The organism is Streptosporangium brasiliense, assembly GCF_030811595.1.
Taxonomy (GTDB): Bacteria; Actinomycetota; Actinomycetes; order Streptosporangiales; family Streptosporangiaceae; genus Streptosporangium; species Streptosporangium brasiliense.
This window is the reverse complement of sequence record NZ_JAUSRB010000001.1, coordinates 1,093,887-1,118,488: the sequence shown is the minus strand read 5'-3', so window position 1 is coordinate 1,118,488 and position 24,602 is coordinate 1,093,887. Positions and strand designations below refer to the sequence as shown.

The 24,602-nt window shown below is 73.1% G+C and carries 24 protein-coding genes; 10 read left to right on the top strand and 14 right to left on the bottom strand.

What is annotated here, in order from left to right; genetic code table 11:
- Positions 1-20: 20 nt before the first annotated feature.
- Together J2S55_RS04965 and J2S55_RS04960 are read right to left on the bottom strand one after the other, a co-directional pair.
- Positions 21-620 carry a hypothetical protein gene (locus tag J2S55_RS04965; protein ID WP_306857638.1) on the bottom strand — a complete coding sequence of 200 codons (600 nt, stop codon included), beginning with the start codon at positions 618-620 and terminating at the stop codon, positions 21-23.
- Between the two features lie 147 nt (positions 621-767).
- Positions 768-1,235 (bottom strand): Dps family protein, encoded by a 468-nt coding sequence (locus J2S55_RS04960; RefSeq protein WP_306857636.1) that lies wholly within the window; start codon positions 1,233-1,235, stop codon positions 768-770.
- A gap of 113 nt (positions 1,236-1,348) precedes the next feature.
- On the opposite strand from J2S55_RS04960, the gene J2S55_RS04955 reads away from it, so the two are divergent.
- From J2S55_RS04955 to J2S55_RS04930, 6 genes are all read left to right on the top strand, one after another.
- A complete protein-coding gene (locus tag J2S55_RS04955) occupies positions 1,349-2,086 on the top strand; it encodes a MerR family transcriptional regulator (RefSeq protein WP_306857635.1) in 738 nt (245 codons plus the stop codon).
- Positions 2,083-4,413, top strand: a complete 2,331-nt coding sequence (locus J2S55_RS04950) for a VIT domain-containing protein (protein WP_306857634.1) — start codon at positions 2,083-2,085, stop codon at positions 4,411-4,413. Before J2S55_RS04955 ends, J2S55_RS04950 begins: the two co-directional genes overlap by 4 nt.
- Before the next feature lie 72 nt (positions 4,414-4,485).
- Entirely contained in the window at positions 4,486-6,117 is a 1,632-nt protein-coding gene (locus J2S55_RS04945) for a DUF885 domain-containing protein (protein ID WP_306857633.1), read from the top strand.
- Between the two features lie 309 nt (positions 6,118-6,426).
- Positions 6,427-7,299 carry a homocysteine S-methyltransferase gene (gene mmuM / locus J2S55_RS04940; protein ID WP_306857631.1) on the top strand — a complete coding sequence of 291 codons (873 nt, stop codon included), beginning with the start codon at positions 6,427-6,429 and terminating at the stop codon, positions 7,297-7,299.
- A gap of 318 nt (positions 7,300-7,617) precedes the next feature.
- On the top strand, positions 7,618-8,655 hold the full coding sequence (locus tag J2S55_RS04935) for an acetylxylan esterase (RefSeq protein ID WP_306857630.1): 1,038 nt from the start codon (positions 7,618-7,620) through the stop codon (positions 8,653-8,655).
- Between the two features lie 38 nt (positions 8,656-8,693).
- Positions 8,694-9,701, top strand: coding sequence for a substrate-binding domain-containing protein (locus J2S55_RS04930; RefSeq protein ID WP_306857629.1), 1,008 nt, complete (start codon positions 8,694-8,696; stop codon positions 9,699-9,701).
- 406 nt (positions 9,702-10,107) lie between these two features.
- Here the strand turns inward: J2S55_RS04930 and J2S55_RS04925 are convergent, their stop codons facing one another.
- A complete protein-coding gene (locus J2S55_RS04925) occupies positions 10,108-10,815 on the bottom strand; it encodes a lysophospholipid acyltransferase family protein (protein WP_306857627.1) in 708 nt (235 codons plus the stop codon).
- 148 nt (positions 10,816-10,963) lie between these two features.
- Here J2S55_RS04925 and J2S55_RS04920 point away from each other — a divergent pair, with 148 nt between their 5' ends.
- The gene (locus J2S55_RS04920) at positions 10,964-11,728 is read left to right on the top strand and encodes an alpha/beta hydrolase (protein ID WP_306857625.1); all 765 of its coding nucleotides are present in this window, start codon (positions 10,964-10,966) and stop codon (positions 11,726-11,728) included.
- A 66-nt stretch (positions 11,729-11,794) separates the two neighbouring features.
- Complete coding sequence (locus tag J2S55_RS04915) at positions 11,795-12,262, top strand: hypothetical protein (protein WP_306857624.1); 468 nt, start codon at positions 11,795-11,797, stop codon at positions 12,260-12,262.
- 3 nt (positions 12,263-12,265) lie between these two features.
- On the opposite strand, the gene J2S55_RS04910 is transcribed toward J2S55_RS04915, so the two are convergent.
- Positions 12,266-12,934 (bottom strand): hypothetical protein, encoded by a 669-nt coding sequence (locus tag J2S55_RS04910; protein ID WP_306857622.1) that lies wholly within the window; start codon positions 12,932-12,934, stop codon positions 12,266-12,268.
- 176 nt (positions 12,935-13,110) lie between these two features.
- Between J2S55_RS04910 and J2S55_RS04905 the strand changes: the two genes are divergently transcribed.
- Entirely contained in the window at positions 13,111-13,410 is a 300-nt protein-coding gene (locus J2S55_RS04905; RefSeq protein WP_306857620.1) for a hypothetical protein, read from the top strand.
- 209 nt (positions 13,411-13,619) lie between these two features.
- Here the strand turns inward: J2S55_RS04905 and J2S55_RS04900 are convergent, their stop codons facing one another.
- The 6 genes from J2S55_RS04900 to J2S55_RS04875 form a co-directional block, all read right to left on the bottom strand.
- Entirely contained in the window at positions 13,620-14,399 is a 780-nt protein-coding gene (locus tag J2S55_RS04900) for an endonuclease/exonuclease/phosphatase family protein (RefSeq protein ID WP_306858559.1), read from the bottom strand.
- Positions 14,400-14,781: 382 nt separating this feature from the next.
- Complete coding sequence (locus J2S55_RS04895) at positions 14,782-15,726, bottom strand: ROK family glucokinase (RefSeq protein WP_306857618.1); 945 nt, start codon at positions 15,724-15,726, stop codon at positions 14,782-14,784.
- 45 nt (positions 15,727-15,771) lie between these two features.
- Positions 15,772-16,215 (bottom strand): hypothetical protein, encoded by a 444-nt coding sequence (locus J2S55_RS04890; protein ID WP_306857617.1) that lies wholly within the window; start codon positions 16,213-16,215, stop codon positions 15,772-15,774.
- Positions 16,208-17,377, bottom strand: a complete 1,170-nt coding sequence (locus J2S55_RS04885) for an ArsA family ATPase (RefSeq protein WP_306857616.1) — start codon at positions 17,375-17,377, stop codon at positions 16,208-16,210. Before J2S55_RS04885 ends, J2S55_RS04890 begins: the two co-directional genes overlap by 8 nt.
- Positions 17,378-17,435: 58 nt before the next feature.
- On the bottom strand, positions 17,436-17,873 hold the full coding sequence (locus J2S55_RS04880; protein WP_306857615.1) for an SRPBCC family protein: 438 nt from the start codon (positions 17,871-17,873) through the stop codon (positions 17,436-17,438).
- A gap of 43 nt (positions 17,874-17,916) precedes the next feature.
- Entirely contained in the window at positions 17,917-18,684 is a 768-nt protein-coding gene (locus J2S55_RS04875) for a metallophosphoesterase family protein (protein WP_306857614.1), read from the bottom strand.
- Positions 18,685-18,895: 211 nt separating this feature from the next.
- Between J2S55_RS04875 and J2S55_RS04870 the strand changes: the two genes are divergently transcribed.
- Positions 18,896-20,689 (top strand): AMP-dependent synthetase/ligase, encoded by a 1,794-nt coding sequence (locus tag J2S55_RS04870; RefSeq protein WP_306857613.1) that lies wholly within the window; start codon positions 18,896-18,898, stop codon positions 20,687-20,689.
- A 93-nt stretch (positions 20,690-20,782) separates the two neighbouring features.
- Here J2S55_RS04870 and J2S55_RS04865 read toward each other — a convergent pair whose 3' ends face one another.
- The 4 genes from J2S55_RS04865 to J2S55_RS04850 form a co-directional block, all read right to left on the bottom strand.
- Positions 20,783-21,904, bottom strand: coding sequence for a glycosyltransferase family 4 protein (locus J2S55_RS04865; protein ID WP_306857612.1), 1,122 nt, complete (start codon positions 21,902-21,904; stop codon positions 20,783-20,785).
- Positions 21,901-23,178, bottom strand: coding sequence for a M48 family metallopeptidase (locus J2S55_RS04860; protein WP_306857611.1), 1,278 nt, complete (start codon positions 23,176-23,178; stop codon positions 21,901-21,903). Before J2S55_RS04860 ends, J2S55_RS04865 begins: the two co-directional genes overlap by 4 nt.
- On the bottom strand, positions 23,175-23,960 hold the full coding sequence (locus tag J2S55_RS04855; RefSeq protein ID WP_306857610.1) for a hypothetical protein: 786 nt from the start codon (positions 23,958-23,960) through the stop codon (positions 23,175-23,177). Before J2S55_RS04855 ends, J2S55_RS04860 begins: the two co-directional genes overlap by 4 nt.
- 106 nt (positions 23,961-24,066) lie before the next feature.
- Positions 24,067-24,522 carry a C40 family peptidase gene (locus J2S55_RS04850; RefSeq protein WP_306857608.1) on the bottom strand — a complete coding sequence of 152 codons (456 nt, stop codon included), beginning with the start codon at positions 24,520-24,522 and terminating at the stop codon, positions 24,067-24,069.
- Positions 24,523-24,602: the final 80 nt, after the last annotated feature.

Genomic DNA, 24,602 nt, shown 5'->3' with positions numbered 1-24,602 from the left:
GACGGGAACGCCCGGGACTCTCAAAAGTCCTCCCTCCACTCGTACCAGGGTCCGCGCAGGTGGTGGTAGGCGCCGCCGTAGTCGTCCGGGGGCTCCCCGCCGGGACTCCAGGCGAAGCCGTAACGGTCGATGAAACCGGTGCCCGCCACCAGGAAACGGACGACGCCGTCGGTCCGTTCGGCCCAGTCCAGGGTGTACAGCCCCACCCAGCGGCCGCCGACCTCCAGTTCCTCCCCGGCCGCCACGGCCCGCGCGAAGCGCTCCAGGCTCGCCTCGGAGAGCGCGAAGCGGGCGGTGGCGGGGACGTCGAAGTACAGCAGCCCGGTCACGGCCGCCCCCATCACCGGCGCCGCCGCCCAGCGCAGCCAGTGCCGGCGCAGACCGGGACGGCCGTCGGCGCGCAGCAGCGCCACGACGAAACGGGGGATCCAGACGATCGCGAGGACCAGGCACAGGAAGCCGGCGAGCATCACCGTCAGGAAGTAGTCCCCCGGGACGCTCACCCCGTACATCAGGAGGGAGCCGGCGAGCGCGGTGGCGGGCAGCAGCAGGCGGCCGGGGGGACCGATCAGCGCCCGGATGAGCGGCGGCAGGCCCGGCTGTTCCGGCGGCCGTGTCATCGGCGAGTCCAGCGGCCGTTCCGGGGGGTTTCCAAGCATGCCGCAATGTAGCCCACTGATGATCACACCGGCCAGCGGGACGCCGGCCGGGCGTCACCGCCGGGCGACCGGCCCCCGCCGGGACCGGTCACCGGCGTGACGGGCCGGCTAGCGCTGGGCCTCGATCATCCAGTGGTGCTTCTCCAGGTCCTGGGTGATCTCGATGAGGATGTCCTGGGTCACCGGGTCGGGCTCGTCGGTGGCCTCGACGCGCTCGCGCATCCGGCGGACGATGGATCCGAGGATGTCCGTCATCGCGGCGACGACCTTGCCGTCGTTGATGTAGCCCGGCTCCAGCTGCTGCACCTCGGTCGTGTTGGCGATCGTGGAGGAGCGGCCGTCGGGGTTGCATCCGAGGGCCACCGCGCGCTCGGCGACGGTGTCCGCGTGCTCCCTGGCCGCCGCGACGATCTCGTCGAGCTGCAGGTGCAGCGAGCGGAAGTTGTGGCCGATCACGTTCCAGTGAGCCTGCTTGGTCAGGAGCGACAGGTCGAGCAGGTCGACGAGCGCGCCCTGGAGCGCGGCGGCGACGACCTTCTTGTCTTCGGGATTGAGCGGGCTGGTGATCGCGGACATGGGATGTCCTCCCCCTGTTTCGATATCAGTTTCCCTTTTGGCACGAAACGTCCCTACCCCGCCCCGCGCCCCTTATGTTGACACTGTCATGGTGACAGTGTCACTATCGAGACATGGAATGGACCATCGGTGAACTGGCTGAGCGGGCCTCCGCGGCGCTGACCCCCACCGCCCAGCTCAACGGGCGGGTCAGAGACGTGCCCAACGAGCGCCTCATCCGGTGGTATTCCACGATCGGCCTGCTCGACCCGCCGTCGGCCCGCCGCGGCCGCGTCGCCATGTACGGCCGGCGCCACCTGCTCCAGCTCATCGCCGTCAAGCGGCGCCAGGCCGAGGGCCGGACCATCGCCGAGATCCAGGCCGAGCTCACCGGGGCCACCGACCAGGTCCTGGAGTCGATCGCCCGCCTCCCCGAGCCCCCGGCCGAGCCGGCCGTCCCCAGGACCGCTCGGCCGCGCTTCTGGGCCGAGCCACCCACCCCGGCCGCGCCACCCCCGGCCGCCGCGGCCGCGCCACCCCCGGCCGCCGCGGCCCCGTCCTCGCCACCCCCCCGACCGGCCGCGCCACCGGCCCGCGCGGCGGCCGCCGGCGCCCGGCCGCCCGCAGCGTCCGCTCCATCCACCCCACCCACCCCGACCGCCGCCCCGTTCACCCCGACCGTCCCTACCGCTCCGACCGCCGCGGTCGTCCACGGCGTACGGCTGGCGGCCGGAGTGACGCTGCTGCTCGACGGCGGCGGCCGCGCCCCCTCACCCAACGACCTCGCCGAGATCGGCGCCGCATCCGAGGCGCTCCTCTCGATCCTGCGTGAACACGACCTCGCCCCTCCCGAAGGGAAGAAGCTGCCATGATTACCTCGATCGCGACGCTGCCGCCGGAGGAGTGCGAGCCGGTCCCGGACGCCGGGCTCGGAACGCTCGTCACCGAGCGCGGCAACCTGCCGCTGGAGAGTGTGGACGTCACCGCCGCCGTGTCCGGCCTGATCGCCGGGGTGGAGGTGGTCCAGGGCTTCCGCAACCCGCACGACGTGGCGCTGGAGGCGACCTACGTCTTCCCGCTGCCCGACCGGGCCGCCGTGACCGCCTTCAGGATGGAGGCCGACGGGCGGGTCATCGAGGGGACCCTCAAGGAGCGCGGCCAGGCCAGGGCCGACTACGACCAGGCGGTCGCCGAGGGCAGGCGGGCCGCGATCGCCGAGGAGGACCGGCCCGACGTCTTCACCATCAGGGTCGGCAACATCGTGCCGGGCGAGCGGGTCACCGTACACCTCACCCTCAACCAGCCGCTCCCCTACGAGGACGGCGCGGCCACCTTCCGCTTCCCGCTGGTCGTCGCGCCCCGCTACATCCCCGGCACCCCGCTCGACGGCGGCCAGGCCGGCGACGGCTGGGCCCCCGACACCGACGCGGTCCCGGACGCCTCCCGGATCACGCCTCCGGTGCTGCTGCCCGGCTTCCCCAACCCGGTACGGCTCTCGCTCGCGGTCTCCGTCGACCCGGCCGGGCTGGAGCTGCGCGAGCTCCGCTCCAGCCTGCACGTGGTCCAGGAGGAGGGGAGCACCGTCCGCCTCCAGCCGGGCGAGCGGCTGGACCGTGACTTCATCCTGCGCCTGTCCTTCGACGCCTCCACCTCGCTGGCGCTGGTCCCCGACGACGGCGAGGGCGACGCCGACGGCGACGGCACGTTCTCGCTGACCGTCGTCCCCGATCCGGCACCCGCCACGGCCGCCGCCAAGGACGTCGTGCTGGTGCTGGACCGCTCGGGCAGCATGACCGGCTGGAAGATGGTCGCCGCCCGGCGCGCCGCCGCGCGGATCGTCGACACGCTCACCCGCGGCGACCGGTTCGCGGTGCTCTCCTTCGACACCGTGGTGGAGCGGCCCGAGGGGCTCGGCGAGGGACTGTCGGAGGCCTCCGACCGCAACCGCTACCGGGCGGTGGAGCACCTGGCCCGGCTGGAGGCGCGCGGCGGCACCGAGATGCTGGCCCCGCTGGAGCAGGCCGTCGCACTGCTCGCCGGCTCCGACGGGGACCGGGTCCTGGTGCTCGTCACCGACGGGCAGGTCGGCAACGAGGACCAGATCCTGGAGCGGGTCGGCGCCCGGCTGGCCGGGGTGCGGGTGCACACGGTCGGCATCGACCGGGCGGTCAACGCCGGATTCCTCGGCAGGCTGGCCGGGCTGGGCTCGGGCCGGTGCGAGCTGGTGGAGTCGGAGGACCGCCTGGACGAGGCGATGGAGCACATCCACCGCAGGATCGGCGCCCCGCTGGTCACCGATCTGTCCCTCAAGGCCGACGGGCTCGACCTGGTCCCCGGCACGGTCAGCCACCTCGGCTCGATCTACCCGGGCGTGCCGCTCACCGTCCTGGGCCGCTACCGGCACCCGCGCGACGGGGCGCTGACCGTGCACGGCGTGGACGGAGCCGTCCAGCCGTGGGAGCGGCGGGTCGCCGGGGTCCGCACGGACAGCCCCGCGACCCGCGCGATCTGGGCGCGGGCCCGGCTGCGCGCACTGGAGGACCGTTACGCCGCCGGCGACCACTCGCTGGAAGGGGAGATCGTCGAGATCTCCCTCGAATACGGCGTGCTCTGCCGCTTCACCGCGTTCGTCGCGGTCGACAGCAAGGTGGTCGCCGAGGGCGGGCCGGGGCACCGCGTCATCCAGCCGGTGGAGCTGCCCAGCGGCTGGCAGAGCCCGGCCGTGGCGGCGGCGCCGATGATGATGACCGCGATGGCCCCACCCCAGCCCGGCGCGCCCGCCGGACCGCCCGGAGCCCCCGGCGCGGCGCCGAAGTTCGCGGCCGGCGGGATGGGCGGCGCGCCGCGGGGCGTGGCGGCCGGCGGTTCCGCCCCGCGCGCCAGGATGGCCCCGCCCCGTCCCGCGCCGGTGGCGGCACCCGCCGCGGCGAGGGAGCTGCCCCGGGCCGAGCTCGGCGAGGAGCTGCGGCGGCTGCGCGCCGCCGAGTCCCTCGGCGCCGCCGACCAGCTGCGCTACCTCCAGGACCTGGGCAGCCGGCTGGCGGCGCTGGCCGTCCACCTGGGCGGTCACGCGGAGCTCGAAGCCCTGGCCAGGGACCTGCAGTCCGGCACGGACGTGGACGCGCTGTGGCAGCGGGCCGTCGACGGGCTGGAGGCGCTGAGCCGCTCCGGGGGGCGCCGCCCGTTCTGGAAGAGATGAACCGTGACCGAAGTCGTCAAATCGTGTCGATCATCCAGTGACTCCCCAGGTCAGGTCGGCTAAAGTGCCGGGATGACCAGCCCGATCTTCGCCCTTTGCGATGAATATGTCACCCGTTCGGCGGCGCTCGACCCGGTCGGCGCCGGGGCGAGCGGCATCGACGTCGAATTCGCCCCGGCCACCGACTACGGCCCGGACGGCATCGCCGCCCGGGCCGCCCTGATCAGCGAGACGCTGGGCAGGCTCACTCCCCTGCGCCCGCAGGGCGAGGCGGATGTGCGGGCCGCGGCGCACCTGCGGGAGCGCCTTGAGGCCGAGCTCGCCTGGTACGAGATCGGCGAGCCGTTCCGCGCGGTGCAGGCCCCGTTCGGATTGATCACCGACCTGCGCGACAGCGTGGACCTGCTGCCGCACGGCAGCGACGACGAGTGGCGTAACGTGGCGGCCCGGCTCGCGGCCGTCCCCGAGATGCTGGACGGCTGGCGGGCGAGCCTGGCGGCCGGCCTCGCCCAGGGCATGTCGGCGGCCCGCCGCCAGGCGCTGGAGCTGGCCGTGCAGACCGAGCTCTTCGCGAGCGACGGCACGCACCAGGCGTTCGTGACGAGCTACGGCGACGGCCCGGTCCGGGAGGAGCTGGAGCGGGGCGCGGCGGCCGCGCACGCCGCCTACGCCGAGGCCACCCGCTACCTGCGGGAGGAATACGCCCCCCGCGCGGCGGAGGACGACCCGGTGGGCGCCGAGCGCTACGCGGTGGGCGCCCGGCTCAACCTGGGCGCCGACATCGACCTGGTGGAGGCCTACGAGTGGGGCTGGGCCGAGCTGTCGCGCATCGAGGCCGAGCTGTCGGCCGAGGCGCAGCGGGTGCGGCCGGGCGCCTCGGTGGAGGAGGCGACCACGATCCTCAACGAGACGCAGTACGTCGACGGCCTGGACGCCTACCGGGGCTGGCTGCAGGAGCGGCACGACCAGGCGGTCGAGCAGTTGCACGGCACCCACTTCGACATCGCCGAACCGCTGCGCCGGGTGGACGTCACCCTGGCCCTGGGCTCGACCTCGGGCGCGGCCTACTACACCTCGCCCAGCGAGGACCTGTCGCGGCCGGGCCGCACCTGGTGGCCGGTGGGCGGTGACCGGGGCCGGTTCGAGACCTGGAGCGAGCTGACCACGGTCTTCCACGAGGGCGTGCCCGGCCACCACCTCCAGCTCGGGGCCACCCGCGTGGCCGGGGACAGCCTGTCGCGCTTCGGCAGGAACTCCTGGGTGAGCGGGCACGGCGAGGGCTGGGCGCTCTACGCCGAGCGGCTGGCCGACGAGCTGGGCTGGTTCACCGAGCCGGGCACCCGGCTGGGCATGCTCGGCGCGTCGGCGCTGCGGGCCGCCCGCGTGGTCATCGACATAGGCGTCCACCTGGACCTGCCGCTCCCCGACGGCTCGAAGTGGACCTTCGAGCGGGCCTGCGAGGTGCTGCGCGACCAGGGCCGGTGCGAGCCGCACCGGGTCCACGCCGAGGTGGTCCGCTACTTCGGCTGGCCGGGCCAGGCGCCCTCCTACAAGCTGGGCGAGCGCGCCTGGCTGGCCGCCCGCGAGGAGGCCAGGCAGCGCCTGGGCGCGGACTTCGACCTGCGCCGCTGGCACACCTCGGCTCTGGAGCTCGGCCCGGTGGGTCTGTCCGGCCTGGCCGAGGCGCTGCGCCGGATCGGCTGAGTCCCCGCCCGGCCTGGCCCGGCCCGGTGCCCGCCCCGGCCGGTCCCCGGCCGGTCCCCGGCCGGTCCCCCGGCCTGGGCGGCGGCCGGGGCGGCGGGCCGGGTGTCCGGACACGGCGCCGGGCTCCCGGACGCCGCGGATCGGCCGGTCCCCGGCCGGGGCCGGCGCCCCACCCCGGCCGCGAGGGCCGTCGCTGCGGCCTGCGCGGCCGGGGCCACGGTGGCGCGGGGGCGCGGGGCCCGCGCCGCGGGACCCCGTGGAGATCGCCGGCGAGCCGGCACGCCGACAGAAGTGACATAAAGTAGCGAAATGGTAATTCTGGACGGCGGACTGGCCACACATCTGGAGGCGCTCGGCGCCGACCTGCGGGACGAGCTCTGGTCGGCCAAGCTCCTGATGGAGAACCCCTCGGTGATCAGGCAGGCGCATCTCGACTACTTCGCCGCCGGAGCCGAGGTGGCGACCACCGCGAGTTATCAGGCGAGCATCCCGGCGTTCATGCGCCGAGGGCTGAGCGCGGCCGAGGCCGAGGAGCTGATCCTGCTGTCGGTACGGCTGGCCGCCGAGGCCAGGGACTCCCACGGCACCGGCACGGTGGCCGCCAGCGTCGGACCCTACGGGGCCTATCTGGCCAACGGCGCCGAATACACCGGCGACTACGACCTCGACGAGGACGGCCTCGCCGACTGGCACCGCGACCGCTGGCACATCCTGGCCGGCAGCGGGGCCGACCTGCTGGCCTGCGAGACCATCCCGTCCTACGCCGAGGCCAGAGCGCTGGCCCGGCTGCTGGCCGAGACGCCCGGGACCCGGGCCTGGGTGAGCTTCTCCTGCCGCGACGGCGAGCACATCAGCGACGGCACCCCGCTCAAGGAAGCCGCCGCGCTGTTCGCCGGCGACCGGCAGGTGATCGCCGTCGGTGTCAACTGCACGGCCCCGCGCCACATCCCCAGCCTCATCGGCCGGATCGAGGGCAAGCCGGTGATGGTCTACCCCAACTCCGGCGAGACGTGGGACGCCGTGGACCGCCGCTGGCTGGGGCTGGCCGATCCGGTGGAGTTCGGCGCGGCGGCGGCCGGGTGGCACGCCGCGGGCTCCGCCTTCGTCGGCGGCTGCTGCCGCACCACCCCCGAGCACATCCGCCAGATCCGCGCCCATCTGGCGGAGCCGCCCACCGCCTGAGAGCCCGGCCCCGGCGGAGCCATCCGCCGCCTGAAAGTCCGGCCCGGTAAAAACGTTTTAATAAAACCGCCGGCGAAGCTACGCGGGACGCGCCGCTGTCAACACCCGGGTGCGGCCGCCCGAAACTCCGCGATGGTGCCCCGCCGGCCACGGTGGGGCACCATCGGCCACGGCGGGGCACCGTCGGACGACCCTGGCTTATCACCCCAGAAGTGGACACAATTACCAATGGTGTCGCGCACCGCCCGCCGGGGCCGCCGGACGCCGTCGAACCCATCTCGGCCCCCACCGAGGAACGACTCACAGTCGGGAGATTTCTTGTTCGTCGACATGCCCCTCGAGCAGCTCAGGAACTACCGCCCCGAGCTCCGGGAACCCGCCGGGTTCGACGCCTTCTGGGAGCGGACCCTGGCCGAGACGCGGCTGCATGACCTGGCCCCCGTCTTCACCGAGGTGGAGACGGACCTGGCGCTGGTGCGCTGCTTCGACGTCCGCTACGCGGGCTTCGGCGGACACGAGATCCGGGGCTGGCTGCTGGTCCCCGCCGCGGCCGAGGGGCCGCTGCCGTGCGTGGTGCAGTACATCGGCTACAACGGCGGCCGGGGCATGCCGCACGACTGGCTGACCTGGCCGGTGGCCGGGTGGGCGGTCCTCGTGATGGACTCCCGGGGGCAGGGCGGCGGCTGGCGCGCGGGCGAGACCGCCGACCCGGTCGGCGGCACCTGGGGCCAGGTCCACGGCAAGCTCACCCAGGGCGTGCTCGACCCCGACGACTACTACTACCGCCGCCTGTACGCCGACGGCGTCCGCGCCGTCGAGGCTGCCCGCGCCCACCCGCTGGTGGACCCCTCCCGCGTCGTGGTCTCGGGCAGCAGCCAGGGCGGCGCCCTGGCGATGGCCGTCAGCGCCCTGGTCCCGGACCTGCTGTTCGCCTTCATCGACGTGCCGTTCATGTCCCACATCCGCCGCGCCGCCGAGATCACCGACGAGGAGCCCTACGCCGAGATCGGCCGCTTCCTCAAGAACCACCGGCACCGCCTCGACCAGGTCTTCGCCACTCTCGACCACTTCGACGGCATGAACTTCGCCGCCCGCAACACCACCCCCGCCCTCTTCTCGGTGGGCCTGCGCGACGGCGTCACCCCCGCCTCCACCGTCTTCGCCGCCTACAACCACCACGCGGGTCCCAAGGACATCCGCGTGTGGCACTTCAACGCCCACGAGGGCGGCGAATCCGCCCAGGTGGCCGAGCACCTCAAGGCCGCGCGCGACCTGCTGGCCGGCCTGTCGCCCGTCACCGGCGCGGCCCCCCGGACGGAAACCGCGGCCGAGCCCTCCGGAGCGCTGACGCCATGATTGGCGCACCGAGGTTTGTTACGTTTTAATCAATGCCCATGAGTTCGGTGAGCATCAAGGATGTCGCGGCACGTGCCGGCGTCTCCCCCGGCACGGTGTCCAACGTGCTCAACCGGCCCGAGAAGGTCGCCGAATCCACGCGCGTGCGGGTGGAGGGGGCCATCCGCGAGCTCGCGTTCGTCCGCCACGGTTCGGCCTCCAGCCTGCGGGCCGGGCACAGCCGCACCATCGGCCTGTCGGTCATCGACATCGGCAACCCGTTCTTCACCGACGTGGCGGCGGGCGTGGAGGAGGGGGCCAGCGAGCGCGGATACGCGGTGATCCTGGGCAACTCCTCGGGCGACCGGCTCAAGGAGGAGCGCAACCTGCTGGTCTTCGCCGAGCAGCGGGTCCGGGGGGTGCTCATCACCCCGGCGGGGGCCAACCTCGCCGGGCTCGACCGGCTCAGGGAGCACGGCATCAGCGTGGTGCTGGTGGACCACCCCGCCGAGCGGGCCGACCAGTGCTCCGTCGCGGTCAACGACGTCACCGGCGGCGCCCTGGCGGTCTCCCACCTGTTGGGCGGCGGGGCCGGGCGGATCACCTACGTCACCGGGCCGCTCACGATCCGCCAGTGCCTCGACCGGCGGACCGGGGCCGAGCGGGCGCTGGCGGCGGCGGGCCGCGACCCGGGAGAGGCGCTGGTGGAGATCGAGACGGACGCGATGAACGCCAGGGCGGGTCAGGCGGTGGCCGAGAAGATGATCTCCGAGAGGCGGCTGCCGGACGCCGTGTTCTGCGCCAACGACCTGCTGGCCCTCGGCATGCTGCGCGGGCTGCTCCAGGCGGGCGTCCGGGTGCCCGAGGACGTCGCGCTCATCGGCTACGACGACATCGACTTCGCCTCGGCCTCGGCGGTCTCGCTCAGCTCGATCCGGCAGCCGACCCACCGGCTGGGCCGGGCCGCCACCGAGCTACTGCTCGACGAGTGCGACAACCCGGAGTCCCACGCGCACCAGCAGATCATGTTCCAGCCGGAGCTGGTCGTCCGCGAGTCGACCCGCTGATCCCGCGGCGGTCCTGACCCCTCACCGGCGCCCTCCGCCCGGGTCCGTCCCGGCGCCGCGGATGCGGGGCGGTCGCCGCCGGAGCCGTCGATGTCACGGCGGCCTTCCCGAATTCTCCTCGTTCGGCGGTTACCGGCCGGGTGGAGCCGTCCCGGCCGGTCATTCCCGGGGCCGGTCTGCGGACCACCAGGCAGAAGTGCCCTGAATCCTGCTAATGCCCATTTATTCCCCATATCCGCTTTAACTATTTTATTAGCGCCGAAATCATCGAATACGGGGATTCGCCATGAGTGCTGCCGATCAATGACCGACGGATCGGAAGCAGCCCTGAGCGAGGTGCGACGGTGCCTACCGGATTGAATACCGGACGGGCCTGGAGCCGTCAGCCGGACGGGGCCGGAGACCGTCAGCGGCGCCTGCCGGCTTCCTTGGCGGCGCGGGCGGCCTCGACCTTGGCGCTCGCGGCGTATTTGTCGACGTATTCCTGGCCGGACAGCTCCATCAGCGCGTACATGATCTCGTCGGTGACGGCGCGCAGGACGAGGCGGTCCTCCTCCATCCCGTAGTAGCGGGAGAAGTCGAGCGGCTTGCCGAACCTCACCCCCGGGCGGATGCCCAGCTTGGGCACGGGACGGCCGGGGGGCATCATCTCGAAGGTGTTGACCATCGCCCACGGGACGACCGGCACCCGCGCCTCCAGCGCCAGCCGGGCCACCCCGGTCTTGCCCTTGTAGAGGCGGCCGTCGTGGGAGCGGGTGCCCTCGGGATAGATGGCGAGCACCTGGCCCTCGCTGAGGATGCGCTTGCCGGTGCGGAGCGCCGCCTCGCTGGCCTTGCCGCCCGAGCGGTCGATCGGGACGGTGCCCACGCCGCTGAAGAAGGCCCGGCTGAGGACGCCCTTGAGGCCGCGGCCGGTGAAGTAGTCGGACTTGCCGAGAGAGATCACCTTGCGCGGCAGGAAGAGTGCCCCGAAGAAATGGTCGGCGAATGACAGGTGGTTGCCCGCCAGGATTACCGGACCCTCCTTGGGCACGTTCTTCACGCCCTCCGCCCACGGACGGAAGACGAGATGGAGGAAGGGCCAGAGGATGGCCTTCACCACCCAGTAGAACACGTGAGGCTCCTTCGGTTGACAGGCGGGACCTTGAGTTATCTTCGCACCTCCGGCGCCGACCAACTACACCGCGAAACCACTCAAATCGACCTCTCGCAAAATACGCCCCACTCGTGCGACGATCGGGCGAACCTTACAAGGAGCTGCGATGCCAGTCATGCCCGGCGCGGAGCCGTACCACCATAAAGGTGGTCAGATCGGCGTCCTGCTCTGCCATGGATTCACCGGATCGCCCCAGTCGCTGCGCCCGTGGGGCGAACACCTGGCCGCGGCGGGCCTGACCGTGGCGCTGCCCCGGCTGCCCGGCCACGGCACCACCTGGCAGGAGATGAGCCGCACCCGCTGGGAGGACTGGTACGCCGAGCTGGACAAGACCCTGGCGGACCTGCGGGGCCGCTGCTCCGAGGTCTTCGTGATGGGCCTGTCGCTGGGCGGGTGCATGGCGCTGCGGCTGGCCCAGGTCCACGGGGCGGGGATCAGGGGGCTGGTGATCGTCAACCCGTCGGTCGCCAACGACGTGCCGCTGCTCAGACTGGCGCCGCTGCTGCGGCTGGTGGTCCCGTCGGTGCCGGGCGTGGCGGGCGACATCAAGAAGGAGGGGGCGACCGAGCTAGGCTACACACGCACACCGGTCAGGGCCGCGGCCACCCTTCCCCGGCTGTGGGCGCTGACCCAGGCGGAGCTGGGCAAGGTCACCCAGCCGGTGCTGGTCTTCCACAGCCCGCAGGACCATGTGGTGAAACCGACCAGTGTGCGTATTCTGCGTGAGAGGCTGAGCGGGGGGAATCTTAATGTGGTGGAGCTCAACGACAGCTACCACGTCGCGACGCTCGACAACGACGCGGATCAGATCTTTACCGGGAGCCTGGAGTTCGTCCACGCGAACACCTCGGTACCCTTGCAGAGAGACTGATCACGGGTGGGGGATGCGCGGTTTCCAGGAGGAAGTGGCCGGCCGATGAGTAACGAGCCCAGCTAAGTGACACCTCAAAGCGATGAGGACGAGGTCTGGCGTCAGATCGTCGCGTCCTTCAACGACACCGCTGTACGCGACTCGGCCGACCAGCCGTGGCCGGACAGCGAGAACCTGCCCTCCGAGCCCCCCCGACGGGTGGTCAAGCAGTCGGACGAGGACAGGCCCCCACCGGCCGAGGAGAACTTCTCCGACGCCGGTCCCGAGCAGGCGGACCCCGACGACGAGGGTCACTACGTGCCCCCGCCGCCGCCCCCGCTGCCCAAGACGGACACCACCACCAAGATCGCCTGGCTGGCCCTCTTCGGTGGCCCGGCCTACCTGCTGCTCAGCGCCGCCCTGAACTGGAACTTGCAGGGCTGGATGCTGTTCACCGCGGTCGCGGCGTTCATCGGCGGCTTCGTGGCGCTGGTGGTGCGGATGGGCGACGGCCCGCCCAACGACTCCGGCTGGGACGACGGCGCGGTCATCTGACCGCTACGGCTTGGCCCGCCCCGACGTGCCGAGCCGCTCGATCACGTCGGTGTAGCGGCCGTTGGCGTCGACCACGTGGCCCACGGTCAGCACCGTGCCGGTGCCCGGCAGGTAGGTCACCGACTGGAGCCTGACCGTCCGCTGGGCGACGGTGGCGGCGCCGCGCAGCGCCCTGACCGTGTGGCCGTCGTAGCGGAGCAGGAACGCCTCGCCGGGCTGCTCCAGGTCCACTCCGGAGATCCAGAAGTGGCCCTTGCCGTCGCCCGTCACGCCGTACAGGCGCACGTCGCCGTCGGGCGGGGTCACCTGGGACCACTTCTTGCCGTTCCAGGACAGGATCAGCGGACGGGCCCTGCCGGAGTCGTCGTAGACGCCGCCGACGGCCAGCGCCCGCTTCGACCCGTCGAGGTAGATGTCGCGCAGGTAGCCGCCGGGGATGTCCGGGATCTGGTAGGGCTTCCAGCGCCCGCCGGACAGCCTCGTGACCAGCGGCCTGCCGCCGGTGTCGCCTACCGCCCACCCCTCGCTCTTGCCGGCCAGGGCCACGCCGTACAGCGTGCCCTTCCCCTTGAGCTGGCTGATCTTCCATTTGCCGCTGCCGCCGCCGCTGACGACGAGCGGCTGCCTGTCGCGGCGGCCGACCGCGACCATCCGGTCCGGGGTGGCCGCCACCCCCGCCCAGCCAGTCGCCCACGCGCATGCTGTCGACGGTGACCCGGTCGAAGCCCGTCCCGTCGCCCCTGGCCAGGTAGGGGAGGCTGTCGTGGCCCTCGCCGACGGCCCACAGCTCGGTCGGGGAGGCGGCCGCGACCGAGCGCAGCAGCGCCGCCCCGGTGGGGTCGTTGCGGATGCCGACCTCGGTCCAGCTCGCGCCGTCCCAGTGGGTGATCGCGCCGCGGCTCTGCCAGATGTCCCAGACGCTCTGCTGGCCCACCGCCCAGACGCTGGTGGCCGAGGCCCCGGCCACGTCCGACAGCGACCCGTCGCTGCTCAGCCGCGCGCTGGTCGGCGCCTGCCATGCCTCCACCGCGGGCGGACTGACAGGCTCGGCATGGGCGGCGGGCAGGCGCGAGGACAGCAGGAGCAGGCCTCCCACGCACAGCGCCAGCGCACGCCGCGGAAGGCGACGGGTCATGTTCAAATGGTAAGGGCCACGCTCGGCCGGCGTATGCCGCTCCCCCAGGTTGCCGTCCCGGCGGAGCGCCCGGCCGGACGCCGGCACGGTCGCAGACCCCGCCCCACCAGGACACTCCAGGCACCCCGCGCCCTCGTGCCCACCGGCCACCGGGAGACCCCGGGCGCCCCGCTCCTTCCCAGGCGGCCGCCGCCAGAGCACTCGCCCCCCACGCCGCCCCGCCTACCGGCCGCCGGGAGGCTCCGGGCGCTCCGCCTCCTCGAGCGCGCCGCTCCGGCTCTGGACGCGCTCCGGGCGCTCGCCGTCCCGGGGGAGCGGGCCGCCCAGTTCGGCGACCACCGGTAGATGGTCGGTGGCCGCCGCCAGATCGGCCGGATCGGCCTCGGCCCCGCCGCAGGAGAGGACCGGGAGCCCGGCCACCGCGAAGATCGCGTCGATGCGGTGCCTGGGCCCCCGGGCGGGGAAGGTGAAGCCGTCACCGCGCGGCGAGACCGGGTAGCAGTCGGTCAGGTGCCCGGCCAGATGGCGCCAGGCCGGCCCCTCGGAGTGCTCGTTGATGTCCCCGGCGAGCACCGGCAGCGCGCCGAACCGGTCGGCGGCGGCCCGCAGCAGGGCCAGCGCCTCCCCCGCGTGGTGCAGCCGGGCGCCCTCGTGGAGGTCGAGGTGGACGGAGCCGACGGCCACCCGCTGCCCTCCGGCCTCCACCACGGCGATCGCGATCGCCCGCCGCTCCAGGCCGAAGAAGAACTTCAGCAGGTGCCCCTCACCGTGCAGCAGCCGTACGCCCGGGCCGACCAGCACGGCCACCCCGCCCGGACGGCGGCCCGCCGCAACGGTGAGCCCGCCGGAGGCGGCCAGCCGCCTGCGCCGGCGGCGCCAGCACAGGAACCGGGGGGCCTCCTGCACGCAGAGCACGTCGGCGTGGAGCGCGGTGATCACCCGCCCCAGCGCGACGACGTCGTCTTTCATGGAGCGCACGTTGTAGCTGGCGACTCTGAGCACCACGGCTGCCTCACCCGACAAAACGCCATGAAACGTGATGAAACCTGCCGCGAGCGTAACCGCGCGGACCCCGGCGTACCAGGGCCCCCGCCACGACTCCAGCCTCCGGCGCGCGAGAGCACCGCCTCAACCGCTTGGAAGCATCGCCTCAACACCTCCGGCGCACAGGACACCTTCAGCGCAGGGGGCAGCGCCTCACCGCCTCGACGCGCAGGAGCACCGCCTCACCGCCTCCGGCGCAAGGGGCAGCGCCTCACCGCCTCACCGCCTCACCGCGCAAGGAAACAGCGCCTCACCGCTGCCGGCGGGATCCGCCACGCCTCCGGTGCTCCGGTGCGCGCATGACCCCGCCCCGACGGCCTCCGATGCCGGGAGCAGCGCCTCAGCGGCTCCGGGCGAGGTCCGCCGCGCCGACCAGGCCCGCCGACGCGCCCAGCTCGGCCAGGCGGATGTCGGCCACGGGACGGTGCCCCCGGCCGGTCAGGTTGCGGGCGTAGGCCTCACGGACCTGGTCGATCCAGAGGTCGGCGGCGCGCGAGACGCCGCCGCCCAGGACGAAGCACCCGGGGTCGAGGACGGCGGCGAGATCGTCCAGACCCTGGGCCAGCCAGTCGGCCATCGTGGAGAAGGCGGCCAGCGCGGCCGGGTCTCCCTGCCTGGCCGCCTCGGTGACCTCATGACCCTCGATCTGCTCCGGGGTGCCGCCGGCGATCTCCAGCAGTCCGGCGGCGCGCGCCGGGTCGGCCTCGGCGATCGCCCTGGCCTCGGCGACCAGGGCGTTGCCGCTGGCGTACTGCTCCCAGCAGCCGAGGTTGCCGCACCCGCACAGGCGCCCCTCGGGGACCACCTGCATGTGGCCGAGCTCGGCGCCCATGCCCCAGCGGCCCCGGTAGAGCGAGCCGTCGAAGATCATCCCGCCGCCGATGCCCGTGCCGATGGTCACGCAGACCAGGTGGCTCTCACCGCGCCCGGCGCCGAACTTGGCCTCGCCCCAGGCCATCGCGTTGGCGTCGTTCTCCACCACGACGGGCAGGCCGACGAGGTCGGAGACCTTCTTCTGCAGCGGCTCCTCGCGCCAGGCCAGGTTGGGCGCGAAGTGCACGATGGACCGGGTCTCGTCGACGAACCCGGCGGCGCCGAGACCCACGGCCTCGATCTCCCTGCCCTTGGACAGCTCCCGGACGGCCTCGGCGATCGTCTCGGCGACCTGCTCGGGGTTGGTGGCCGGGGTGGGCCGCAGGAGATGCTCGACGATCCGGCCGTCCTCGTCCACGACGCCCGCCGCGACCTTGGTCCCGCCGATGTCAACGCCGATGGTCAGCGCCATTGTCCACCCTTTTCCCCTGGGTCCGTCCCAGGTCTCCCCCTGGGCTCACCCCAGGTCGATGTGCTCCACGGGGGTCTCTTCCCTGCCGCGCTCCCGCGCCCGCTGCCCGGGCGTGGGCTTGTTGAGTCCGTCGACGGCCGACTTGAACGCGGCGAACAGCTCGCTGCCGGCCTGCATCAGGTGATCGGCGACCGCCCCGCCGGACTCGCGCTGGGCGGCCATGGCCCGGCAGACGGGGCAGGCCCGGCAGATGTATTCGTCATGCTCGGAGACCGCCTCCTCCCACACGTCCCGGCCGCCGCCACGGCCCGTGCCGCTGGAGAAAGCGCTGCCGAACCCGGTCATCGTGCCCTTGATCAGGTTTTTGCGCAGCTCCCTGGCCGCTCTCTGCTGGAGCGTGTCGAAGAGCTTGAACGCCTCTTCGGCCGCGCTGCCCAACGGGTCTCTGTCACTGCCGGGCTTCTCGGTCTTCTCGGTCTTCTCAGTCATCAGGCCCTCCCGTCTGGAACCGTACCCGGAGAAGGCCGTCACGGAGCACGGCCTCTCGCACGGGCCTGCGGGCCAGGGCGGCGGGCAGGGCCAGGACCCGGCGGTAGGGGCCCGCGTCGACGATCAGCTCGTCGCCCTTGCGGGCCAGGTCCACCTCGCCCTTCTCGGCGAGCGGCAGGGCCAGGATCAGCTCGCCCTCGGGGGTGATCCGCAGCGGCGGGTCCACGGTGGGCGGGGCGAAGGGGTCACCCTGGCCGTACATGGCCTCGGCGACCTGGGCGAGGGCGGCGGCGCCGACGGGCTCGGCGTCCAGGTAGGGCACGGTGTGGATGGGCAGCGGGGCGAAGGACTGCTCGACGTCGGCCAGGTGCCTGGCCTGGGCCTCCACCCACCGCCGCCGCCACGGGTCGGCGCCCTCGGCCGGGAAGACCCGGTTGGCGATCACCGCGTCGACGCGGTAGCCGTACAGGCTGAGGGAGGTGAGCGTGCGGCGGGCCTCGGCCAGCACGACGGCCTCGGGGGTGAGCACCAGCCGGACGCTGGCGTCGGGACCGGTGAGCAGCTCGCGGACCTCCAGCAGGCCCCGGTGGAGGCGCTCCCCCGCGCCGACCACGTGATCCTCGGGCACGCTGACCTGCGCCACCCGGCGGATCAGCGGGGAGAGGGTGCGCAGCAGCCGCCTGCCGACCGGCAGCAGCCGGTTGACGTGCCAGTCGAGGGCCTCGGGCAGGGCGAGCAGCCGGAGCGTCTCGGCGGTGGGCGCGCAGTCGACGACGATGACGTCCCAGCGGCCGCTGCGGGCCTGCTCGCGCAGCTCCAGCAGGGCGATGACCTCGTCGGCGCCCGGCAGGACCGTGATCTCCTCGGCGGTGACCTCGTCCAGGCCCAGCTCGGCGAACAGGCCCCGGGTGTAGTCGCGCAGGTCGCCCCACTGGCGCTCCAGCGCCTGCTGGGTGTCGACCTGGTGCAGGTAGAGGCCGGGCGAGACCTCGGTGGGCCCGTCGCCGGCGCTCGCGTCGAGCGCGTCGGCGAGCGAGTGGGCGGTGTCGGTGGAGACCACCAGCGTCTTGTGCCCCGACCGGGCCGCGAGCGTGGCGGTGGCGGCCGCGGCGGTCGTCTTGCCGACGCCGCCCTTGCCGGTGAACAGCAGGACCCTGCTCACGCGCCCTCCCCGCCGGCCGGCGTGGCCCCGGCCCGGCGGGAGCGTCCGCCCGGCTCCCTCATGAGGCCTCGACGCGCTTCTTCAGCCCCTTCAGGGCGGTGTCGATGATGACCTTCTCCGCCTTCCGCTTGATCATGCCGATCATCGGGACCTTGAGGTCCACGGCGAGTTCGTATGTCACCTCGGTGCCACTGCCCCCGTCGGTCAGGCGGTAACTCCCGGTGAGCCCGGAGACCATCTTCCCCGCCTCGGCGATGTTCCAGCCGACGGAGTCCTCGCCGTGCCAGGTGTAGGCCAGGGTGTATTCGTCGCTGATCACGCCGGCGTCCAGGACGAACCGGACCGTCGCCGGGCGTCCGTCCTCGTCGGTGGACAGGACCCGCGCGGACTTCACCTGACCCGCCCACTCCGGGTATGAGGCGAAGTCGGCGATCACCGTCATGATGGGCGATCGGCCGGCGCCGATCATGATGCTCGAAGTGGTGCGATCAGCCATGGGGTTACCGTACTCGTTCATCGTTCCCAGGCGAACGTCTGGCTCACCACTCCAGCACGAAAGGGACTCCCCTGCCGCGGAAGTGGCCGACGTTGAGGCACTCGGTCCTGCCGATGCGCGTGCGGGCGGTCAGGGGCTGGTGCACGTGGCCGAACAGGGCGTAGCGCGGCTGGGTCCGCTTGATCGCCTCCAGGGTGGCCTCGCTGCCCCGCTCGAAGCGCCGGGCGACCACGTCGTAGAGCAGCTCGGGGACGGCCGGAGGGATGTGGCAGCACAGCACGTCCACCTCTCCCACGGCCTCGACCTTGCGCGCGAACTCCTCGTCGTCGATCTCGTTCGGCGTCCGGTACGGCGTGCGCAGCCCGCCCCCGACGAAGCCGAAGCGGAGGCCGCCGATCTCCACGGTCTGCCCGTCGAGCACGTGGTGGCCCTCCCTGAGGTATTCGGGCCAGTAGCGCGGCAGGTCCACGTTGCCGTGGGTGAGATAGGCCGGGGTCGGCATGGCGGCGAAGATCTCGCGGTACTGCCGGCGGACGGAGCGCTCGATGTGGTCGCGGGGGTCGCCGTCCAGCGACGCCCACAGCTCCGCCGACATCGCCCGCGCCTCGTCGAACCGCTTGGCCGTGCGCAGCGCGATGAACCGGGTGGCCTTCTCCCGCCCGAACAGCTCGGGGAAGATGCCCTGGGAGTGGTCGTCGTAGTCGATGAACAGGATCAGGTCGCCCAGGCAGACGAGCGCGTCGGCGCCCTCCCCCGCACGCGCCAGGGCGTCGGCCTTCCCGTGCACATCGCTGACGACATGAACCCGCATGCCGGACATCCTAACCAACCGTTAAATACGGACATAAGTAACAACTCGGATGCGACATCAATGGCGGAAGGTCAGCCCGAGGAGCCCGCGAGATGAGGCTGATACCGTGAAATCGCCCCCGGCAACGCCTGGGTAACGGATCTACCCGTGCGTAACTTATCGCGATAACTTCCAGGCAGCCCATCGATCCGTGCGTCTTCAGGAGTGACCCGTGCGCGAGTACAGCGTCCCCGTGCTGGTGGATGTCCCCGCCTCCGCCAACCTGACCGACACGGTGTTCCAGCGCGCCGAACGGGAGCCGGGCACCGTCTGCCTGCGCCGCAAGGTCGGCGACGACTGGGTCGCCGTCACCGCCGGGGAGTTCCGCGACCAGGTCGCCGCGGTCGCGAAGGGACTGATCGCGGCCGGGATCGAGCCCGGTGACCGGATCGCCCTGATGTCACGCACCCGCTACGAGTGGACCGTGATCGACTACGCGATCTGGGCCGCCGGCGCGGTCAGCGTGCCGATCTACGAGACCTCCTCCGCCGACCAGGTCAAGTGGATCGTCGCCAACAGCGGCGCGGAGGCCGCCTTCGTGGAACTGGAGTCACACGAGGAGACCCTCCGCGAGGCGCTGGCCGAGCTGCCCGGCTTCAAGCACCTGTGGCGCATCGACGACGGCGCGCTCGACGGGCTGAGCGCCGACGGCGCCGAGGTCCCCGACGAGACGCTGACCGGGCGCAGGACCGGCCGCGGCATCGCCGACCTGGCCACCATCGTCTACACCTCGGGCACCACCGGCCGGCCCAAGGGCTGCGCCCTGTCCCACGACAACCTGCTGTTCACCGCCAGGAACGTGGCGGCGGGCCCGCTGGACCAGCTGTTCACCGTGGACGGCCGGGCGGCGCTGCTGTTCCTGCCGCTCGCGCACGTCTTCGCCCGCATGATCCAGGTCGTGCTGGTCGAGACGGGCACGGTGCTCGCGCACACCCCCAACATGAAGAACGTCGCCCCCGACCTGCAGGGCTTCCGGCCGACGTTCCTGCTGGGCGTGCCCCGGATGTTCGAGAAGGTCTACAACGGCGCCGAGCAGAAGGCCGCGGGCGACGGCAAGGGCAAGATCTTCCACGCCGCCGCCGCCACCGCCATCGCCTGGAGCCGGGCGCAGTCGGCGGGCGGGCCCGGCCTCGGCCTCAAGGTCAAGCACGCCCTGTTCGACAAGCTGGTGTACGGCAAGCTCCGCGCGGCCACCGGAGGCAGGCTGTCGGCCGCGGTGTCCGGCGGCTCGGCCCTGGGCGAGCGGCTGGCCCACTTCTTCCGCGGCGTGGGCATCGAGGTCTTCGAGGGCTGGGGCCTGACCGAGACCTCCGCCCCCTCGGCGGTCAACATGCCGGGCGCCAACAAGATCGGCACCGTCGGCAAGCCGTTCCCCGGCGTCACGATCGGCATCGGCGACGACGGCGAGGTGCTGGTCAAGGGCCGTCACGTCTTCGGCGGCTACTGGGAGGACGAGAAGGCCACCGCCGAGGTGATCGACGCCGACGGCTGGTTCCACACCGGCGACGTCGGCGAGCTCGACAAGGACGGCTACCTGCGCATCACGGGCCGCAAGAAGGAGATCCTCGTCACCGCCGCGGGCAAGAACGTCGCCCCCGCGCCGATGGAGGACCTCATCCGGGCCCACCCGTTGATCAGCCAGGCGATGGTGGTCGGCGACGACCGCCCGTACGTCGCGGCGCTCATCACCCTCGACCCCGAGGCCCTGGAGCAGTGGAAGGCGGCCAACGGCAGGGCCGGGGCCGGCCTCGCCGACCTCAGCGCCGACCCGGCGATCCTCGCCGAGGTGCAGACGGCGGTCGACCGGGCCAACCGATCGGTCTCCAAGGCCGAGCAGATCAAGAGGTTCGTGGTGCTCGACAGCGACATCAGCGAGGAGAGCGGCCACCTCACCCCGACCCTCAAGGTCAAGCGCAACATCGTGATGCGCGACTTCGCCAAGCACATCGACTCCCTGTACAACTGACGCCCCCCTGTACGGCCCGCGCCGCGCCCCCGGTCCGCTCCGGCGTGCGCGGCGGGCCGGCCGGGCCGGTGCGAGAGATCCACGGGACATGCCTTAAGGGGGCGGCGATCCGAGCAGCCGGGCGAAGCGGGCGGCGACGAGGTCCCAGTCCCACTCGCGCGTGACCCACTCGCGTCCGCGCTCTCCCATCGCCCGGGCCCGCGCCGGATCCTTGAGCAGGCCGATCAGGGCCTCGGCCACCTCGGCCGGGGAGGTCCCGTCCACGACCAGGCCGGTCTCCCCCCGCAGCACCGCGTCGGGGGCCCCGCCCGACGAGCCGGCCACCACCGGCAGCCCGCTGGCGGAGGCCTCCAGGTAGACGATGCCGAGTCCCTCCACGTCGATGCCGCCCAGCCGGGTGCGGCACGGCATGGCGAACACGTCGCCGGCGGCGAGGTGGGCGGGCAGCGACGCCGCCGACACCGGCCCGGTGATCCTGACCGAGCCGCCCATCGGCCGGGCCAGCCGCTCCAGGGTCCTGCGGTACGGCCCGCCGCCGACGAGCAGCAGCACGCCGTCCGGCACGGCCCGCAGCACCTGGGGCCAGGCCCGCAGCAGGACGTCCTGTCCCTTGCGCGGCACCAGCCGCGACAGGCAGACCACGACCGGCCGCTCCCCCAGCCCCAGTGCCGCGCGCACCTGTCCCCCACCGGCGTCCGGCCGGAACACCCCGGTGTCGACGCCGGGCGCGAGCCGTACCAGCTTGCCGGCGGGGATCACCCGGGCCAGCCGCTGCCGGGTGTAGTCGCCCAGGTAGGTGACCACGTCGGCGTGGCCGCCGATCCTGGCCAGCAGGCGGCGGGCGAGCGGGACCTGGGCCCAGGAGGCCTCGTGGCCGTGGGTGACCATGACGACGCGGTCCGCCCCGGCGGCGCGCATCCTGGGCGCCAGCAGGCCCAGCGGGGCCGCCGCCCCGAACACCACGGTGTCGCACTTGAACTCGGCGACCAGCTCCGCGGCCCGGCGGGCGACCCCGCGCGTGGGCAGCATCAGCGAGGTGGGGTGCCGCACGACCGGATACGGCTGCCGCGCGTCGAACGCCTCGCAGCCGGGCCAGCGCGGGGCGTAGACGGTCACCGAGTCCGGCGGGAGGCAGGCGGCCAGACCGTGCACGAACGACTGGATGCCGCCGGCTCTGGGCGGGAAGTCGTTGGTGACGATCAGCGCACGGTTCACGGCTCCTGCATGCCGTTCAGCAGGGCCCAGGAACGCGCCATGGCGATGCGCTGCGGCGCGGTGGGATGTGAGACGTAGAGCACGTATTCGACGCCGTCCGGCGACAGGTCCGAGATGTTGGTGACCGACAGCCGTTTCTGCATGGACACGAACACCGCCGGGTCCCTGGTCAGGTCCAGCGCGTGCGCGTCGGCGCGGGCCTCGATGTGCCTGCTGACCAGGTTCTGCGCCGGCCCGGACAGGACCGTGGCCAGGCTCAGCAGCCCCACGAGCAGGCCGGCCGCCCTCGGGTCGGCCACCGAGGCGATCCCGGTGCGCCGCCGTACCGGCCCCCAGGACGTCACCAGATAGAGCAGGCACGCCCCGCAGGCCGCGCCCAGGCCGCCGACGAGCGTGCCGTACAGCACGTCACCGGCCTTGGCGTGGCCCAGCTCGTGCGCGACCACCAGCTCGACCTCGTCCGCGGGGGCCCGCAGCAGCGTGTCGTAGACCACGATCCTGCGGGTCGCGCCGAACCCGGAGACGTAGGCGTTGAGCGCGGTGGTCCGCCGGGAGGCGTCGGCGACGAGGACGTCCTCGACGGGCACGCCGTCGCGGTCGGCCATGGCGAGCAGGTCGTCGCGGAGCTGTCCGGCGGGCATCGGCGTGAAGTCGTTGAAGACCGGCTCGATCAGCACCGGGTAGGTGAAGGAGGCGGCCACGGTCAGCACGAACGCGCCGACGGCCGCGGGGATCCACCAGCGCCGGTAGCGGCGCGCCAGCGCCACCACCGCGAGCACCATGATCGCGCTCAGCCCGGCCTGGATGCCGATGTTCTTGAGCCGGTCGGCCGTCCAGTCCGGCCAGTGCTGGGTGGACAGGCCGAACTCGCGCAGGTAGGTCTCCGACCACATGCCCAGTGGCCAGCGCAGGATCTGCGTCGCCGCCGACAGCGCGAGGACGCCGAGCAGCACCCGCAGCCACCACGGCCCCCGCAGCCGGCCCAGCAGCCGCGCGCCCAGCGGGGTGGCCACCAGAAGCCCGGCCACCACCAGGGTCAGGCCCAGCGACAGGTAGGCGGGCGCGCTGAGCACGGCGTCGAAGGCCTCGGAGCGGGCGATCTGGTCGGGGGTGAAGTCCCGGGCCGGGTCCGGGGCGACGGGCGGGGCCGCGGCGGGCAGGGCCCGCCAGGGCGTGGTCAGCGCCACGATCGCCAGCGTGGCCACGCCGAGGGCGGCCAGCGCCCACCCGGCCGCCCGGACCCCCGGGCGCGCCTCCGTCACGACCGTCGTCATGCCAGTTCCCTCCGGAGGTGGTCACGCCAGGCGGCGGTGAGCTCCGCCCGCGACAGGCCCAGTGCGCTGCCGACATCGCTACCGTAGAGCCTCACCAGCGCCTTCTCGCCGAAGCGCTCCGCGATGTAGCGGCAGGCGAGCCAGGCCTCCTCGTAGGACTGCGCCAGCCGCGGCGCGCCGGGGGCGAAGTCGGCGGCCTCCGGCAGCCGGGCGGGCAGGGTGCCCGCGCGCACCTCCTCGGCCAGCTCCGCGGCGGCCTCGCGGACCCCGATCCCGGCGTCGCGGTATCCCACGTAGTCGGCGAACCCCTCCGACAGCCACGCCGGCACCCGGCCGCCCCTGGTCGCGCCGGTGGCCACGTGCGTGAGCTCGTGGGCGATCACCACGTCCCGGCCGACCTCGCTGAGCTCCGCGTAGCCCGACGGCAGGACGATCACCCGGTCGGCGGTGGCCATCGCGGCCAGGCCGCCGGTGCTCCCGGCGCCCGCGAGCGCCGCCGCCTCGGCGTCGGTGGCGGGAAAGAGGATCACCGGCCGGACCGGCCCCCAGATCCGCCCGACGGCGCGGCCGGCGCGGTCGGCCCGCGACGCCAGGTCGCGGAGGTCGGCCCGGGGGACGTGGTGGCCGATCACGACGGAGTGCTCGCCGCGGACCATGGTGGCGGAGCCGGGCCAGGGGTCGCGCGTCCGCTGCGGGAGCGGTCCCGCTCCGGCGGTCAGGCCGGCGCCCATCAGCGCCAGCATCCCGGTGAGCACGGCGCGGCGCCCTCTCGGGGCGGACATATGAGTCGATGCTACTCGACGGACACGGAGCGGCCCGTCCATCCACTCGACGGACATGGAGCGGCCCCGTCCATCCACCGGGGATGGGCGGGGCCGATTCCCTCCGTCAGCCGCCGGGGCGGACCGCTCCGGCGAAGGAGGACTTGTAGTACCCCTTCAGCCGCACGGTCCGGACCGTCTTGCCGCTGCTCGGCGAGTGGACCATCTTGCCCTTGCCGACATACATGCCCACGTGGCCCTTGCCGTAGAAGAACAGCAGGTCACCGGGGCGCAGGCTGCGCCACGAGACCTTCTTCCTGACGGCGCGGTACTGGCTGTGCGTGATCCGGGGGAGGGAGACGCCGGCCTTGCGCCACGCGTACTGGACGAGCCCGGAGCAGTCGAACGCGCCGGGACCGGAGGCTCCCCACCGGTACGGATCGCCGATCTGCTTCGTGGCCGCCGAGACGGCCTTGGCCGCCTTCGCCTTCTGTCGTGCGACCTTGCTCGTGCCGGCCTTCCTGGTCCTGCCCGTCCCGGCCTTGGCGGCCTTCGCGGTGCTTTTGACCTGGATGACATGCACGTTGTCCGTCTCCGCCTGTGCCGCCGCGGAGCCCAGCGCGACCGCTCCGGAGGAGGCGGTCAGGGTGAGTGCGACACCGC

Bases quoted from the DNA above. Each gene is read 5' to 3' on its own strand.
- J2S55_RS04860 (WP_306857611.1), bottom strand. From the start codon at position 23,178: ATGACGACGGTCGTGACGGAGGCGCGCCCGGGGGTCCGGGCGGCCGGG.
- J2S55_RS04920 (WP_306857625.1), top strand. From the start codon at position 10,964: ATGCCAGTCATGCCCGGCGCGGAGCCGTACCACCATAAAGGTGGTCAG.
- J2S55_RS04955 (WP_306857635.1), top strand. From the start codon at position 1,349: ATGGAATGGACCATCGGTGAACTGGCTGAGCGGGCCTCCGCGGCGCTG.
- J2S55_RS04895 (WP_306857618.1), bottom strand. From the start codon at position 15,726: ATGGCGCTGACCATCGGCGTTGACATCGGCGGGACCAAGGTCGCGGCG.
- J2S55_RS04890 (WP_306857617.1), bottom strand. From the start codon at position 16,215: ATGACTGAGAAGACCGAGAAGACCGAGAAGCCCGGCAGTGACAGAGAC.
- J2S55_RS04875 (WP_306857614.1), bottom strand. From the start codon at position 18,684: ATGCGGGTTCATGTCGTCAGCGATGTGCACGGGAAGGCCGACGCCCTG.
- J2S55_RS04960 (WP_306857636.1), bottom strand. From the start codon at position 1,235: ATGTCCGCGATCACCAGCCCGCTCAATCCCGAAGACAAGAAGGTCGTC.
- J2S55_RS04950 (WP_306857634.1), top strand. From the start codon at position 2,083: ATGATTACCTCGATCGCGACGCTGCCGCCGGAGGAGTGCGAGCCGGTC.
- J2S55_RS04930 (WP_306857629.1), top strand. From the start codon at position 8,694: ATGAGTTCGGTGAGCATCAAGGATGTCGCGGCACGTGCCGGCGTCTCC.
- mmuM (WP_306857631.1), top strand. From the start codon at position 6,427: ATGGTAATTCTGGACGGCGGACTGGCCACACATCTGGAGGCGCTCGGC.
- J2S55_RS04945 (WP_306857633.1), top strand. From the start codon at position 4,486: ATGACCAGCCCGATCTTCGCCCTTTGCGATGAATATGTCACCCGTTCG.
- J2S55_RS04880 (WP_306857615.1), bottom strand. From the start codon at position 17,873: ATGGCTGATCGCACCACTTCGAGCATCATGATCGGCGCCGGCCGATCG.
- J2S55_RS04905 (WP_306857620.1), top strand. From the start codon at position 13,111: ATGCCGACCTCGGTCCAGCTCGCGCCGTCCCAGTGGGTGATCGCGCCG.
- J2S55_RS04855 (WP_306857610.1), bottom strand. From the start codon at position 23,960: ATGTCCGCCCCGAGAGGGCGCCGCGCCGTGCTCACCGGGATGCTGGCG.
- J2S55_RS04965 (WP_306857638.1), bottom strand. From the start codon at position 620: ATGACACGGCCGCCGGAACAGCCGGGCCTGCCGCCGCTCATCCGGGCG.